We start from the raw sequence: 14,930 nt of genomic DNA, 5'->3' as shown, positions 1-14,930 counted from the left end.
ACCACGATGACCACCACGCACACCGGCACCGCACCGGCGCCCGCCACGGACCCGTACGCCGACCTCGTCACCCGCTACCGCCGCTACCTGAGCAAGGGCCGGGCCTCGCTCGGCGAGATGTTCGGCGGCGATGTGGAGGTCGCCGCCGAGGGCCCCTGGATCCACACCGCCTCCGGGAGCCGCATCCTCAACTGCGGCGGCTACGGGGTCTTCCTGATGGGCGCCCGGCACCCCCGGGTCGTCGCCGAGGTGACCCGGCAGCTCAACACCAACCCGGTCGCCACCCGGCTGCTCCTCGAACCCGCCGTCGTCGACGCGGCCGAGGCGCTGATCGACGTCGTCCCCGCCGGACTGCAGAAGGTGCACTTCGCGGGCTCCGGCGCGGAGGCCGTGGAAGGCGCCATCAAGCTGGCGCGCGCCCAGGGCCGCACCCACCTGATCTCCATGAACCTCGGCTACCACGGCAAGACCATGGGCGCCCTCAGCCTCACCGCGAAGGACGTCTTCCAGGAGCCGTTCCGGCCGCTGCTGCCCCAGGTCTCGCACGTCCCGTACGGCGACGCGGCCGCCCTGGAGGCCGAACTGGCGCGCCACCCCGGAGAGGGCTGCGTCATCGTCGAGCCGGTGCAGGGCGAGGCCGGTGTGATCGTGCCGCCCGAGGGCTACCTGCGGGACATCGCACGGCTCTGCCGCGAGTACGACGCGCTGTTCGTGCTCGACGAGATCCAGACCGGGCTCGGCCGCCTCGGCACCTGGTGGGGCGCCGACCGGGAGGGCGTGGTGCCGGACATCCTCCTGGTGGGCAAGGGACTGGCCGGCGGTGTGGTGCCGGTCTCCGCGCTGGTGGCGACCCCCCAGGTGTTCCGGCCCTTCGACAAGGACCCGTTCATCCACACCTCGACCTTCTCCGGCAACCCGCTGGCGATGGCCGCGGCCCGCGGCGCGCTCGCCGCCATCAAGGAGGACTCCCTGGTGGAGCGGTCCGCCGAGCTGGGGCAGCTGCTGCTGACCGAGCTGGAGCGGATCGCCCGCCGGGTGCTGGGCCACCGGCTGCTGGAGGTGCGCGGAGCGGGCCTGCTCATCGGCCTGGAGTTCACCGTGCCGGGACTGGCGGGCGACCTGCTCCTGGAACTGATCGGCGCCGGTGTCCTCGCCAACCACTCGCTGAACTCCTCCACCGTCATGCGGCTGACGCCACCGGCGGTGCTGAGCCAGGACGACGTGCAGTTCCTCCTCGACGCCTTCGAGAAGGCCGCCCTCGCCGTCCTCGCCTGACCCCCGGACCGTCAGACCGACCCCCCCCCGAAAACTGGAGCGGTATCACCGTGAGAAGCATTCATCTCCTGGTGGCCCTGGACGCCGAGAACCCCTCGGCGGCCTTCGGGACCATCGCGGACTTCACCCGCTTCGCGGACATCGCGGAGGACATCCACGTCGTGGAGACCCATCCGCCCGCCACCCCGGACGCGCCGCGCGACAGCGACTGGGAGGTGAACTTCCGGCGCGGAATCATGCGCTGGAACGAGGCGGAGACCCTCGATCCGGAGCGGCTGAGGATCGAATTCGACCAGACCGACGGCGACTTCGAGGAGTTCCGGGGCAGCTGGCAGCTGACCCCGGCCGGCTCCGGCATCGAGGTCCGCTTCGAGGTCACCTACGACTTCGGCATCGAGAGCCTCGTCGGAATCATGGACCCCATCGCCGAGCGCGTGATCAAGCGGGCCATCTGCTCCGTACTCGAAGGGCTCTTCGGCTCCATCACGGTGCTGGAGGGCGGCGAGGCGCTCACCGACCTGCCCGGCTCCGGTCCGGAGCCGGCCCCCTCGCTCTCCGCCCCAGGAGGTGCCTGATGGATGCGCTCAACCGCTTCGACACCAAGACCACCTACCGGCTGATCCGGCTCGAATACCTCTTCGCCCTCGGCGTCAGCTTCTACTTCTTCTTCCAGCACCTGGGCGACATCCGCTGGTGGGCCTTCGCCCTGCTCTTCGTCTACATCGACCTGATCGGCTACATCCCCGGCGCCATCGCCTTCCACCGCAGCAAGACCAAGCGGATCCCGAAGACGTACTACGTGCTGTACAACACCATGCACAGCATGGCGACCCAGGGCGCCGTCGCGCTGCTGTGGATCCTGCTGATCGGCAACGAGTGGGCACTGCTCGCCCTCCCCATCCACCTGTGCGGGGACCGGGCCCTGTTCGGCAACTTCCTGAAGCCGTTCGGCCTCAGCTTCGAGCCGGTCGTCCACCCGGAGTTCGCCGCGCTGGAAGCGGCCGTGGAGCCGGGGGCCGGACGGAACCCGGCAGCCGCCCCGGCCCCCGCCCATCAGTCCGCCACCTCATGACCTCGCCGATCGGCACGGCGCGGCGGCCGGTCGTCGAGACCACGGTGTGGAGCGCCGCCCGGAGGTTCCCCACCGGAGTGTCGGTGGTGACCGTGGGCAGCGGGGACGCGGTGCACGGCAGCACCGTCAGCGCGTTCTCCTTCGTCTCCCACGAACCGCCGCTGATCTCCATCTGCCTGCAGAACGACAGCTCACTGCTCCCGCGCATCACGCAGCAGGGCGTCTTCACCGTCAATGTGCTCGCCGCCCACCAGGCCGCGCTGGCCCGGCACTTCGCCAGCCGCTCCCGGAGTCCGGGGCGCGCCCAGTTCCAGGGGGTGCAGTGGACACCGGGCGAGGACGGTGTGCCCCGGCTGCGGTCCGCCCTCAGCTGGCTGCACTGCCGGGTCCACGAACGCGTCCCGGCCGGGGACCACATGGTGGTGCTGGCCACCGTGACGGCCTGCGCGGCCGAGAGCGACCGGGCTCCACTGCTGTACTTCGCCGGGCATCTTCACCCCGGTCACATCCGGATCGAGGAGGAAACCACATGACCACGCCGATTCCCGCCGAGGCGGACTGGGACAAGGCCCCCGGGCTCCTCGAAGGAGCCATGGACCTGGAGCTCACCGCGGCGGACTGCAACCTCCGCTACTGGCTGCAGGCCGTGCCGCAGGGCACCCTGCGCGGCCGCCCCGACGGGCACGACCCCGCCCTCACCGTGGCCCCGCACATGCTGGAGGGGCCGTTCTACGAGGCCATCACCCAGGAGTACGCCTTCCGGGCCCTGGCCGAGGAGAAGGCCACCCGGGTGCTGTCGTACCTGGTCCCGATCGCGCCGGACAACGACACCATGGAGTTCTACGCCACCCAGGTGCTGGACGAGTGCCGGCACGCCATGGTCTTCCGCAACCACCTGCTGGCACTCGGTGTCGCCCCCGAGCGGCTGGTCGAGGCGGTCGACACCTTCGCCTCCCCGTACAAGGACAGCGTGCTGGGGCCGCTGGAGCAGCGCAGCCTGGAAATCATGCGCGACGACCGGGACTTCGTCGGCGGCGTGGTGATGATGACCATCATCCTGGAGGGCGCCCTCGCCCCCGCGGCCGAACTGAGCGAGCGCAAGTGGCGGCCGCTCGACCCGGCGGCCGCGGAGATCGACAAGGGCGCGGGCATCGACGAGATCCGCCATCTGACGGTCGGGGCGGACATCGCGCGCCGCCATCTGATCGACCACCCGCAGGACAAGGACCGGGTCGTGGAGCTGATCCGCCGCGGCATGGACATGTGGGAGGAGCTCCCCACCCACGACATGGTGCACTGGCGCGAGGAGCGGTTCCAGGAGGGGCTGCGCCGCCACGGTGACGTGGTGGGCGACTACGAGATCTGGCCGGGCCGCCGGCTGATCGACACCACCCCGCAGGAGCGCCAGGACACCGCCGACAAGTGGTCCGACGACATGAAGGCCAAGCGCCTGAAGTACATGGGGCTGGAAGAGGCCCTCATATGACGGGCCCGGCCGGGGCCGGGCGGCCGGCCGGCCCGACCGCGGTGCTGTGCGGGCTCGGCGGCTGGCTGCCGCCCCGGGTGGTGACCAACGAGGAACTCGTCGCCCGGCTCGACACCTCGGACGAGTGGATCCGCACCCGTACCGGCATCCGGCAGCGCCATGTGATCGAGCCCGGCATGTCCACCGGTTCGCTCGCCGTCGAGGCCGGGGCCAGGGCCCTGAAGTCGGCGCAGCTGGACTCCGTCGGCGCGGTGGTCCTCGCCACCACCACCCCGGACCGCCCCTGCCCGGCGACCGCCCCCGAGGTGGCCGCGCGGCTCGGCCTGGACGGCGTACCGGCCTTCGACATCGGGGCCGTCTGCGCCGGATTCGTCTACGCGCTGGCGACCGGTGCCGGTCTGATCGCCTCCGGCACGGCGGACGACGTCCTGGTGATCGGCGCGGACACCTACTCGACGCTGCTCGATCCCGAGGACCGCGCCACCGGCCCGATCTTCGGGGACGGCGCCGGAGCCGTCGTACTGCGCCGCGGCGAGCCGGAGGAGCCCGGGGCGCTCGGCGGATTCGACCTGGGCACCGACGGGCACCTCTCCGATCTGATCGAGGTGCCGGGCGGCGGCTCGCGCCAGCGGGGCAGCGGCGTACCGGCCGGGCCCCGCGACCACTACTTCGCCATGCAGGGCAAGCAGGTGTTCCGGCAGGCCGTGCTGCGGATGACCGGCTCCGTCCACAAGGCCGTCGAACGGGCCGGCTGGACCGTCGGGGACATCGACCGGCTCGCCGCCCACCAGGCCAACTCCCGCATTCTGGACGCCCTGACCGAACAGATCGGGCTGCCCAGGGACCGGGCCCTGTCCAACATCGACCGGGTCGGCAACACCGCCGCGGCGTCGGTCCCGCTACTGCTGGCCGACTCGGTGGCCGACGGCACCCTGCGCGAAGGCCACTCGGTGGTGCTCACCTCCTTCGGAGGCGGCCTCGCCTGGGGCTCCACCACGCTGCGCTGGCCGCAGCTGGACGCCGTCTGACCGCACGACCACATCCGCTCAGCCCCATCCCGTCCCACCTGTGTGCGTACACCGTTAAGGAGACAGAGATGCCCAGCGTTCTCGACCGGATCACCGAGGTCCTCGTCAGCCGGTTCGGAGTCGAGCCGGAGGAGGTCACCGAGGACACCACGATGCGCGATCTCGACCTGGACTCCCTGGCCCTGGTCGAATTCGCCCTGGTCGCCGGTGGTGAGTTCAACATCCAGATCGACGACGAGGAGGTCGGCGCGGAGTCGTCGGTCAAGGACCTGATCGCGCTGATCGACAGCAAGAGCGCGGTGCTGTGATCTCCGGCCGCGACAGCGCCGGGGCCCGTGACATCGCGGTCACCGGTCTCGGCCTGGCGACCCCCGCGGGCATCGGCGTGGCGGAGAACTGGACGCGCGTCCTGGACGCCGGACCGACCGCCGCCCCCGATCCCGGGCTGGCGGGCCTGCCGGTCGACTTCAGCTGCCGCGCCGCGGACTTCGACCCGGTGGCCCACTTCGGCAAGCGGCGGGCCTGGCGGCTCGACCGGTACGTACAACTGGCCCTGATCGCCGCGGCGGAGGCCGTCCACGAGAGCGGACTCGACCCCGCCGGCTGGGACGGTGCCCGGGTCGGCGTCGTCCTCGGCAACGCCCTCGGCGGCACCGCCACCTTCGAGCAGCAGGTCCGCACCCTCGACCGGCAGGGAGCGGCGGCCGTCTCACCGATGCTGGTGCCGATGTCGGCGGTCAACATGGTGTCCGGTTACGTGGCCATGGAGTTCGGCGCCCTCGGGCCCAACCTCGTCACCGCCACGGCGTGCGCCTCGGGCGCCACGGCCATCGGCACGGCCCGGGACCTGCTGCGCTCCGGTACGTGCGACGTGGTGATCACGGGAGGCACCGAGGCGAGCCTGACCCCGACGGTGCTGACCGGCTTCGCCCGGATGGGCGCGCTCTCCAAGCGGCGCGACGATCCGGCCGCGGCCTCCCGCCCCTTCGACACCGACCGGGACGGATTCGTCGCGGCGGAGGGCGCGGGGGTGCTGGTGCTGGAGCGTGAGGCCGACGCCCGCGCCCGCGGCGCCCGGGTACGGGCCCGGCTGAGCGGGTACGGGGCGTCGGCCGACGCCCATCACGCCACCGCCCCCGACCCGGAGGGGCGCGGCGCCGAACGTGCCATCCGCGCCGCGCTGCGTGACGCGGGAGTGGGCCCGGACGAGGTCGGCCATGTGAACGCGCACGGCACCTCGACCCCGCTCAACGACCTCACCGAGGCCCGGGTACTGAAACGGGTCCTCGGCTCACGTCCCGCGGTGACGTCGTCCAAGGGCGTGACCGGGCACTCGCTCGGCGCCGCCGGAGCCATCGAAGCGGCGCTCACCGTCCTCGCGCTGGAGCAGGGGACCGTGCCACCCACCGCGAACCTCGACAGCGTCGACCCCGCCATCGAGGTCGACATCGTGGCGAAGGCGCCCCGGGCCCTGCCGATCGGAGTCGCCCTGAGCAACTCCTTCGGATTCGGGGGGCAGAACGCCGTACTCGTGTTCACCGCGGCCTGACCACGACGCCATCCGGCCCGGCAATTCGGCTCGACATGAAGGAGAACGCTCATGCCCGCCCGACAGGACTCTCTGGCCATCTCGCCGACAGGCTCCTTCGAGGAGCTGTCCGAACTGGTCAAGCAGGCCGGGCTGATGGAACCCCGGAAGGACTACTTCACCTTCAAGATAATCTCCAACCTCGTGCTGTTCGGGGCCTGCTGGGCGGCCCTGTTCTGGTTCGGGGACACCTGGTGGCAGCTGGTGACCGCGGTCGCGCTGGGACTGGCCTTCGTCCAGACCGGCTTCATCGCGCACGACACGGGCCACAAGCAGATCAGCAAGGCCAAGGTGCCCTCCGAGATCCTGGGTGCCTTCCACATGAACCTGCTGATGGGCACCGCGTACGGCTGGTGGATCAACCACCACAACAGGCACCACAGCAACCCCAACAACCTCGACCGCGACCCGGACACGATGCGCCGCCAGGTCATCTTCGACGTGGACGAGCTGCCGGCGAAGGCGACGAGCGGCTTCCGGCGGTTCGTCATCCGCTTCCAGTCGGTGATGTTCTTCGTGCTGCTGGGGCAGGAGGCCTGGCGGCTGCACGCGTCCGGCTTCAAGGCGGCGCGGGCGGGCGGGCTGCGCCGCCCCGTCCTGGAACTCGGGCTGATCGGGGTGCACGCCGTGGTCTGTCTGACCGCCGTGTTCACCGTGCTGTCACCGCTGACCGGTGTGGTGTTCGTGCTCGTCAACCAGGCGGTGTTCGGCCTGTACCTGGGTGCCGTCTTCGCCCCGAACCACAAGGGCATGGTGGTCTACCGCAGCGATGTCCAGCTCGACTGGCTCCACCGCCAGGTACTGACGTCACGCAACATCCGGTCCAGCCGGCTGACCGACTTCCTGTACGGGGGGCTGAACTACCAGATCGAGCATCATCTCTTCCCCGCCATGCCCCGGGTCAATCTGCGGTATGTACGGCCGTTGGTCATCGACTACTGCGCGGAGCACTCCCTTCCGTACTGGGAGGTGTCCGCCTGGGCCTCGTACCGCGAGGTGGCCCGCTTCCTCGGGAAGGTCAGCGACGAGGCCCGCAACGGCACGGAACCGCAGGCTGCGTGAGTGTCACGGCCGGGTCCGCCGCCGCCGGACGGTCCGGCGCCGCGCGGCACCGGGTTGCCGCCGGGCCCGCGTGCCGGATGGTACGTGGGCCCTCAGCCGCACCGACCGGCCCGAGGCATTCTTGGCTATTTTTTTGCACACCCCGCTGAGAATGGGTTTTATCACGCGCCCGGTGAGTCGTCAATTACTGGGTGGGTAATGGACTTTGCCAAATGCCCTACTGCACAGTTGGCTGAGCGAGGGGCATACTCGATAAACATCCAACGAGTGGCGGCCCTTCCCGACGGTCAACGGACGATTGGACGCGGGGGGATTCGTGACATTCAGGGTTCTTGGCTCAGTGGGAATAACGAACGGGAACGGTCTGACCGCCTTACGGGGTGCGCGGCAGTGCACACTGCTCGCGCTGCTGCTCCTGAAGGCGGGGGAGCCGGTCACCAAGGAACAGTTCTTCGAGGAGTTGTGGGAGGAGGGAATACCCAGCCAGCCCGGAAACGCGTTACAGGCCCAGGTGGCCCGGCTGCGAAAGGTGCTCCGCGCGGAGCTCGGTGACGAGTTCGTCTGCCGGAGGCTGATCACCCGTCCCTCCAGCTACGTCCTCGACATCGATCCGCTCGAAGTGGACGTGCATCTCTTCGGATCCTTGACGAAGCAGGCCCGTGCGCTGATACGGAGCGATCCGGCGGCCGCGAGGGAGCTGTTCGACCGGGCCCTGTCGCTCTGGCACGGTGCGCCGCTGGAGGGGGTCACCGGTGGCCCGATCTGCCAGAGCGCCGCCGCGCAGTTCGAGGAGAACCGGCTCTCGGCCGTCGAGACGCGGATACAGCTCGACATCGCGATCGACGGATACGCGCAGGCCGTCAGCGAGTTGAAGATGCTCGCCTACCTCGCGCCCTGGCGGGAGCGGCTGTTCGAGCTGCTCATGGTGTGCCTCTACCGCCTCGGCCGTCAGGCCGAAGCCATACAGACCTACAACCAACTGCGCAGCCGCCTGGTCGAGGAGTTCGGAATGGAGCCCTCGCCGAGCGTCAAGAACTGCATGATGGCGATCCTCAACCAGGACCCGGCGCTCGGCGGCGCCGAACGGCTCATGGTGGCACGAAACCCGCTCGGTTCCGCGGTCGCGTCCGCGGTCGCTTCCTGACCCCGCGGTCCCGGCGCACCGTTTCCCCTTCCACGTACCCCGGAAACAGATTGTCGATGACGGAGGAATTTCTCGTGACGAAGCCCGACCGGTCCCCTGCGCCGGATGCGCCGAAGACGGAACTCGACGAGGTGCGCGACCTGATTCTGCGGTACCCGGGCGTCGCCCGTGCACAGCTGGAGCGCACGGCCGGGGGCCGGCTCACTGCGCGCGTCCAGGGCTGGGACCACGCGAATGATCTCTCGCCCACCGGGCCGCTGAGTGAACTCGCCGAGATCAATCCGCACGAGACGCGCTTTCTCTACGACGAGATATTCTCCGCCGAGTCCTACTTGCAGGGCGGCATCACTCTGCGCGAGGACGCCGTCGTCTTCGACGTGGGTGCGAATATCGGAATGTTCAGCCTCTTCGTCGGTGCCCGCTGCCCCTCCGCCGACGTATTCGCGTTCGAGCCGGTGCCCGATGTCTTCGACGTGCTGCGCAGCAATGTCGAGCGGCACGGCGTGGCCGCGCGGCTGCTTCCCTTCGGGCTGTCCGACCGGGACCAGGACATCGTCTTCAACTTCTACCCGGGCATCTCGATCATGTCGTGCCGCAGCGACTACGCGGACCTGGACAACGAGGTCGACCTGATCAAGCAGTACGTCGCGAACACCCGGGAGACCGGTGCCACGGGCCGGGACGACCATCTGGCCCAGGTGGAGGCGCTGGTCGCCAAGGACTTCGAACTCACCGAGCGGCACTGCCGGCTGCGGTCGCTGTCCGAGGTGATCGAGGAGACCGCGGTGGCGCGCATCGATCTGCTGAAGATCGATGTGCAGCGGGCCGAGCTGGACGTCCTGCGGGGCGTCGAGGAGCGCCACTGGTCCCTGATCCAGCAGATCAGCATGGAGGTCCACGACGAGAAGGGCACCCCTACCGAGGGCCGGGTGCAGCTCGTGAAGGACCTGCTGACCGCGAACGGCTTCCGGGCCACCGTGGCCGAGGAGGACCTGCTGCGCGGCACCGGCCGGTACGCCGTGCAGGCGGTGCGCCCCGAATACGCGGACGACCCCCGCCCGGTGGTGGCCTCCGCCGAGTCCGGCAAGCCGCGCCTCGACCCCCTGGCCATCGCCGGCTGGCTGGCCGAACGCCGACCCGCCGGACGCCTTCCGGACGAGGTCGTGCTGGTCGACAGCCTGCCCCCGCGGGACTGAGCGACCGGGCCGGACGACCGGACCGGCGACCGCACACGGCAGAAGACCCCCGGGCCCTCGGGCCCGGGGGTCTTCTGCCGTGTGCGGGGGTGGCGTCAGGCGGACGCCTCCTCGGGCGCGGTGGCCAGCAGGGCGTCCAGTTCCGCCAGCGCGCGGTCCGCCGCCGCGGCGGCGGCATCGCTGTCCGGTTCGCCGGCCAGGCCGAAGAACGTGTTCAGCAGCTGGCCTTCGGCGGCCTCCAACTGCTCCGGTGTCGGTCCCATGGCAAGCTCCCGGGTCTCGGATCGGATCAGGTCGGATCGGATCAGGTCCGATCAGGTCAGGTCGGATCAGGTCGGATCAGGTCGGTCGAGGTCGTACGGCCGCGAGGCTTCCTCAAATGGCGTTGGCGGCCTTGAAGATGTGGAGGAGCCCGCTCAGCCGGGCCTCGCCCTGGAAGGCCACGTACTCCGGGAGCACCAGCGGTGCCCACTTCTGCTTGTACGCCAGCTGGGTCTGAGCCGGGTACACGGCGGCGCCGTTGGCCAGCAGCCACCGCATGAACCAGGCGAACCCCCGGCTGGCGCCCGGCACTTCGCACTCCGCGTCCAGCCCGGTGAACGGCGTGAAGCCGAAGTGCAGCCAGTCCGCGCCCTCGGCCGTGAAGGTGTCGATGGCCGTCCTGTTGATGGCCTCCATGATGCCCGGCACCTTGTCCGGAAGGCGGCGGCTGAGATCGTGCAGCCAGCCGCTGCGACTGCCGTGGGCGGGGGAGTAGGAGATGTATCCGACGGGCTTGCCGTCGATCCGGCCCACGAAGAGCCGGCGCAGCGACTGCGCCTCGCCGCCCAGCTCACCCACCAGGAACTCCAGCGGCTTGGCGTGTTCGCCCTTGCTGCCCAGCCAGGCGCGGTCGACCTCCGCCACCGCCTCGGCGCACTCCGCCAGCGGGCTCTCCGTCACGGTGAGCCCGGCCCGGAACGAGCGGGCGATCTTGTTCCGCAGCTGCATGAAGCGCGTGCCGCGCAGGCTGAATTCGGCCAGGTCGATGGCGTACGAGGCGCCCACCTGGTTCACGGTGAAGCCGTGTTCGGCGTACAGCCCGGTCTCCGCCCGCTGGAGCTGGACCGACACGACCTGGCGCTCCTGGGCGGCGGCGAACTCCAGGAAGCCCTTCAGCAGCCGGCCTGCGGCGTCCGGGGGAGAGAAGGGGCCCCCGAACTGGACCAGATACGGTCCGGAGGTCCGGTACACGATCACTCCGGGCAGCCCCGGCAGTGAGAAGCGGGAATTACCGCTGCTGAGGGCCAGGAATCCGCTGGGATTGTCGCCGAACTCCGCGACCGCGCGGAGCGTGTTGTCGAAGTCGATGCTGTCTGCCGTGACACTGGATGTCATCCTGCACGCCCCACGAGATTAGACGGGTAATGCGGTCTGCCGCCGCGCAGCGGGAAATCAGACAGATCCGGCCCTGCTCCTGATGGAGTGCAGGGCCGGATCCATTGCTGCGTGCTGCGGAGAGGGCAGGATTCGAACCTGCGTGGACCTTTGCGGGCCCGACCTTGCTTGCGCGCGGTCCCCGATAAACCACTCCGGGCACCTCTCCGTGTTCCCGGTCCGGTTTCCCGTCCCGTTCACAAGTAAGAGTCTGCCAGAGGGTCCTGACATGGCCCTGACGTCCCGCTGATGGTGCGCCGGTCCGGCCCGTCCCGGCCCGGCGCACTGTCACATGCGCCGCAGGCCCACGTACTGGAGCGCACCCATGGCCGCCACCACCAGGCCCTGGAACACGATCCATCCGTTGCCGATGCTCGTCGCGGTCAGGGCGTCCATGGCGACCGTCGCGACGCTGAGCACGGCCCAGGCCACGTTCATGGTGATGATGACGGTGACCGCGCCGCGGTTGATGTTCTGCTGGCGGGAGACGACCAGCACCCACAGGGCGTACACCGTGAGGAACACGCCCACCGGGTACTGCACCGAGAGGCGCACGCCGAGGAACGAGTCCAGGACCGTGGCGAGGGCGAGGTAGCCGATGCCGTTCGCACCGGTCAGGACCACGTCCGCCACGAGGGCGAAGCGGAGGAGGCTGTCGGAACGGGCGGCGCCCGTCGCCGGGACCGTACCCGCGTTCTGGGACGACGTCATGAGGTCTTCCTTTCGTTGTCGTGCTGCTGCTGACCTGGAGGTGTGTGCTGAGTGGGCCCGGGGGTGCTCCCGGCATCGGGGAGCACCGGGGCGGGCGAACCGAGGAGGACCCGGGTCTCGGTGTTCGCCGGCAGGAAGGATTCGAGCGCGATGCCGCTCAGTGGACCGGAGGGGAGATCGGAGAACAGGGTGCCGGGGCGCTCTCCGAACGAGGTGACGATGTGGAAGAAGGTCAGGAGGTGCCCCTCCCGGTACAGCTCGATGGGCAGGAGCAGCCGGTCCGCCTCCCCCGAGCGGTCGAATGCGGCCTCCTCCGATTCGGAGAATTCCGCGTCCTGTCCCGAGGGAAGACCGGCTATGGAAGCCTCCAATTCCCGTAGACGGACATCTCCCGTGATTGCGCTCCATCGCCGCAACATGCGTGTGACGTGGTATCTCACCTGGGCGAGATTGGTCAGATGCGGCGCCAGCCCGTCCGGGTGCAGAATGATGCGGAGGAAATTGGCGGGCGCCAGGAGATGACCGGCGACATCACTCATCAGCATTTCCATCGTGTGATTGAGAGCCACGATGTTCCAGCAGCTGTCGGTGACCATGGCCGGATAGGGCTCATGACCGGTCAGCACCTTCTCCAGAACCGGGCGGGCATCGTCCGGCAAGGGGGGAACGCTCTCGTACCAGCGCAGCCTCCCCGCCGCGGTCGCACGGTCGACGAGCTGCTGCCGGTGCGCGGGCGGCAGCCCGAGTACCTGGGCGATATGGAGAACCGTCTCGGCGTCGGGCGTCTGCTCGCAGGCCTCGATTCTCCTCAGATGGTTCAGGGAAAAGCCGGCTCGCTCGGCAAGCACCTGCTTGCTGAGTGATTTCTGGCGCCGCAGGTCACGTAGGAGCAGCCCCAGGACGCCGTCGTCTTCGGAGGAACGCATGCCCATAGGGGGACGGTAATGACCGGCGCCCGGCTGCCTCAATTACCTCCCAGGTAATCGTCGCCCCCCGGCCGCCGTTCTCGGCCATGGTTCGGATATCCGGCTTATCTCTTCTTCTCAGGACCGCTCCGTGTCGTACCGGGACGGCCGGGACCGAAACACACGGGCCGGTACGCCCACGCGAATGGCCGACGCCGACCGGTCCGCGCGGGGTGCGGCCCCGCCCCACGGCGTCACCGCGTACCGCCGGCGGCCCTCCCGGCCCCGACCGCCTCGGTGATCATCCGCTCCACCCGGCAGAGCCGCGTGTACCGAGGTCCGTAGGACGAATGTCAGCCCCTGGCGGTGACGTTCCGGGTCCGCACGGCGCCGGCAACTCGCTCGCGGCGACGGCCCGACCGATGCTGTGATGAGGCCATGAGCGCCCTGACCAGCCCACAGCACGAGATCCGCGCCCAGTACACGGACACGACTCTCACCGTCTACCAGGCGTACGCCCCGTCCATCGGCCTTCCCGCCGCGCGCGACGGGCGCTTTCCCGATGTCTGGAAGCGTGACCGCATGACGTGGATCAAGCCGAGCTTCCTGTGGATGATGTACCGCTGCGGCTGGGCCACCAAGGACGGCCAGGAGACCGTCCTGGCGGTCGAGATCGCCCGCGAGGGCTTCGACTGGGCTCTGGCGAACTCCGAACTCTCCCACTACGTCGCGGGAGTTCACCCCGACCGCGCCGCCTGGCGGCGCGACCTGCGCCGCAGCCCGGCCCGCGTCCAGTGGGACCCCGAGCGCGACCTGCGTCTGGAGCGGCTTCCGTACCGCTCCCTCCAACTCGGCCTCTCCGGTGAGGCGGCGCGGCGGTACGCGGACGAGTGGACGATCTCGATCCGTGACGTCACCCCGCTGGCCCGGCAGATCCGTGAACTGGTGTCGGCCGGACGGCTCGACGACGCGGCGAAGCACCTGCCCCAGGAGTCGCCTTATTCGCCGGAGGCCGCGGGGGTGTGGTCGCGGGCGGGGTTGGGGGACGCGTGAGTGGTGGGACGCCGGACGCCGGACGCCGGGTTGTCGGGTGCCGGGTGCCGGGTGCCGGGTGCCGGGTGTCAGGCGGCAGGTGGCGGGTCGCGCGGGAACGTGACACCCACCCCCGCATGTGTCACGTCGTGAGCCGACGGGCAGGTGAGTGGCGTGCGGCCTTTGCGCCGGACGGCTGCTGCTCCACGGCCCGTGGCCGCGGTCCGCGACCGCGACTCGGCCAAGAGAGCTAATACCTGATAAGGGGCATATCCGGCGATACGCTCCGCGCATGATCCACCATGCCATTCCCCTGGCGGCATCCGGCCTGAAGATCGACTGGGCCAGGATGCCGACGTACAACACGATCATGTCGGTGGCCGCCGGTGCCGGGCTGCTGCTCGTGGTGGCGCTGGGCCGCCAACTGCTCCTGCCCGGCCGCACCATCACCCCCGAAGGCTGGGTGCTGGCGTTCGGAGCCATCGGCTTCACCCTGGTCACCACCGGCCTCCACATGACCCTGACCTGGCCGCTCGCCGGGCAGGGCTTCCCGTTCGACAACATCATCTTCGGCGAACCGGCCCTCGCCTTCGGTGTCTTCCTCCTCGCCGCCTCCTTCTACCTCTGGAAACGCGGCCCCGAACTCAACAGCGCCGAGCGCATCGTCCGTACGGCCCGCGTCGCCTCGCCCATCTCCGTCTTCGTGTTCGGCCTCGGGCTCGCCTGCTTCGGGATCGCCGCCGCGGGCTGGAAGTACACCCTCTTCGCCGCGCCGCCCGAGGAACCCATCTCCGGGGAGTTCGCGCAGTGGCCGATGCTGGAGGCGAGCTTCATGTCCGGGCTCTACGTCCTGGTGGGCATCGGCGCGCTCCTGTTCCCCTTCGTGCTGCACCGGCCCCGGAGCTGGATGAGCCCGGTCGTCGGAGTCGTCTGGGGCCTGGCCGGACTGGCGTTCCTGCTCTTCGGCGGGCTCAACTACTTCACCCACATCGGCCTCATCGTCAACACCATGTGA

17 protein-coding genes and 1 tRNA gene are annotated in these 14,930 nt (G+C 69.8%); 13 read left to right on the top strand and 5 right to left on the bottom strand.

What is annotated here, in order from left to right:
- Positions 1-6 precede the first annotated feature (6 nt).
- The 11 genes from ACIOMQ_RS14345 (at position 7) to ACIOMQ_RS14295 (ending at position 9,851) form a co-directional block, all read left to right on the top strand.
- Positions 7-1,275, top strand: a complete 1,269-nt coding sequence (locus ACIOMQ_RS14345) for an aminotransferase class III-fold pyridoxal phosphate-dependent enzyme (protein WP_362206788.1) — start codon at positions 7-9, stop codon at positions 1,273-1,275.
- 50 nt (positions 1,276-1,325) lie between these two features.
- Positions 1,326-1,850 carry an SRPBCC family protein gene (locus tag ACIOMQ_RS14340; protein WP_362206789.1) on the top strand — a complete coding sequence of 175 codons (525 nt, stop codon included), beginning with the start codon at positions 1,326-1,328 and terminating at the stop codon, positions 1,848-1,850.
- Entirely contained in the window at positions 1,850-2,347 is a 498-nt protein-coding gene (locus tag ACIOMQ_RS14335) for a hypothetical protein (protein WP_401937977.1), read from the top strand. The genes ACIOMQ_RS14340 and ACIOMQ_RS14335 overlap by 1 nt, the downstream gene beginning before the upstream one ends.
- Entirely contained in the window at positions 2,344-2,880 is a 537-nt protein-coding gene (locus ACIOMQ_RS14330; RefSeq protein WP_362206791.1) for a flavin reductase family protein, read from the top strand. The genes ACIOMQ_RS14335 and ACIOMQ_RS14330 overlap by 4 nt, the downstream gene beginning before the upstream one ends.
- Entirely contained in the window at positions 2,877-3,833 is a 957-nt protein-coding gene (locus ACIOMQ_RS14325; protein ID WP_362206792.1) for a VlmB-like protein, read from the top strand. The genes ACIOMQ_RS14330 and ACIOMQ_RS14325 overlap by 4 nt, the downstream gene beginning before the upstream one ends.
- Entirely contained in the window at positions 3,830-4,861 is a 1,032-nt protein-coding gene (locus ACIOMQ_RS14320; protein ID WP_362206793.1) for a beta-ketoacyl-ACP synthase III, read from the top strand. Before ACIOMQ_RS14325 ends, ACIOMQ_RS14320 begins: the two co-directional genes overlap by 4 nt.
- Positions 4,862-4,929: 68 nt before the next feature.
- A complete protein-coding gene (locus ACIOMQ_RS14315) occupies positions 4,930-5,169 on the top strand; it encodes a phosphopantetheine-binding protein (protein WP_362206794.1) in 240 nt (79 codons plus the stop codon).
- A complete protein-coding gene (locus ACIOMQ_RS14310; RefSeq protein WP_362206795.1) occupies positions 5,166-6,410 on the top strand; it encodes a beta-ketoacyl-[acyl-carrier-protein] synthase family protein in 1,245 nt (414 codons plus the stop codon). The genes ACIOMQ_RS14315 and ACIOMQ_RS14310 overlap by 4 nt, the downstream gene beginning before the upstream one ends.
- Before the next feature lie 51 nt (positions 6,411-6,461).
- Entirely contained in the window at positions 6,462-7,511 is a 1,050-nt protein-coding gene (locus ACIOMQ_RS14305) for an acyl-CoA desaturase (protein ID WP_362206796.1), read from the top strand.
- Positions 7,512-7,851: 340 nt separating this feature from the next.
- Positions 7,852-8,655, top strand: coding sequence for an AfsR/SARP family transcriptional regulator (locus ACIOMQ_RS14300; RefSeq protein ID WP_362206797.1), 804 nt, complete (start codon positions 7,852-7,854; stop codon positions 8,653-8,655).
- Between the two features lie 74 nt (positions 8,656-8,729).
- A complete protein-coding gene (locus ACIOMQ_RS14295) occupies positions 8,730-9,851 on the top strand; it encodes an FkbM family methyltransferase (RefSeq protein ID WP_401264229.1) in 1,122 nt (373 codons plus the stop codon).
- Positions 9,852-9,946: 95 nt separating this feature from the next.
- Here the strand turns inward: ACIOMQ_RS14295 and ACIOMQ_RS14290 are convergent, their stop codons facing one another.
- The 5 genes from ACIOMQ_RS14290 to ACIOMQ_RS14270 all read right to left on the bottom strand — a co-directional run bounded on the left by ACIOMQ_RS14290 (position 9,947) and on the right by ACIOMQ_RS14270 (position 12,904).
- Positions 9,947-10,114 (bottom strand): ABC transporter ATP-binding protein, encoded by a 168-nt coding sequence (locus ACIOMQ_RS14290; RefSeq protein ID WP_362206799.1) that lies wholly within the window; start codon positions 10,112-10,114, stop codon positions 9,947-9,949.
- Between the two features lie 112 nt (positions 10,115-10,226).
- Positions 10,227-11,228, bottom strand: coding sequence for a DUF2156 domain-containing protein (locus ACIOMQ_RS14285; protein ID WP_362206800.1), 1,002 nt, complete (start codon positions 11,226-11,228; stop codon positions 10,227-10,229).
- A gap of 117 nt (positions 11,229-11,345) precedes the next feature.
- Positions 11,346-11,436, bottom strand: a tRNA-OTHER gene (locus ACIOMQ_RS14280).
- 119 nt (positions 11,437-11,555) lie between these two features.
- Positions 11,556-11,978: a hypothetical protein gene (locus tag ACIOMQ_RS14275; protein ID WP_362206801.1), complete on the bottom strand. Its 423-nt coding sequence runs from the start codon at positions 11,976-11,978 to the stop codon at positions 11,556-11,558.
- A complete protein-coding gene (locus ACIOMQ_RS14270) occupies positions 11,975-12,904 on the bottom strand; it encodes a helix-turn-helix domain-containing protein (RefSeq protein WP_402189070.1) in 930 nt (309 codons plus the stop codon). Before ACIOMQ_RS14270 ends, ACIOMQ_RS14275 begins: the two co-directional genes overlap by 4 nt.
- Positions 12,905-13,321: 417 nt before the next feature.
- Between ACIOMQ_RS14270 and ACIOMQ_RS14265 the strand changes: the two genes are divergently transcribed.
- Positions 13,322-13,936 (top strand): DUF4291 domain-containing protein, encoded by a 615-nt coding sequence (locus ACIOMQ_RS14265; protein ID WP_402189068.1) that lies wholly within the window; start codon positions 13,322-13,324, stop codon positions 13,934-13,936.
- Between the two features lie 271 nt (positions 13,937-14,207).
- Positions 14,208-14,930 (top strand): DUF981 domain-containing protein, encoded by a 723-nt coding sequence (locus ACIOMQ_RS14260; RefSeq protein ID WP_362206804.1) that lies wholly within the window; start codon positions 14,208-14,210, stop codon positions 14,928-14,930.

Source organism: Streptomyces sp. NPDC087845, from assembly GCF_044742755.1.
In the GTDB taxonomy this organism is placed as follows: Bacteria; Actinomycetota; Actinomycetes; order Streptomycetales; family Streptomycetaceae; genus Streptomyces.
The sequence above is the reverse complement of the archived record's forward strand: the minus strand, read 5'-3'. Positions and strand labels throughout refer to the sequence as shown.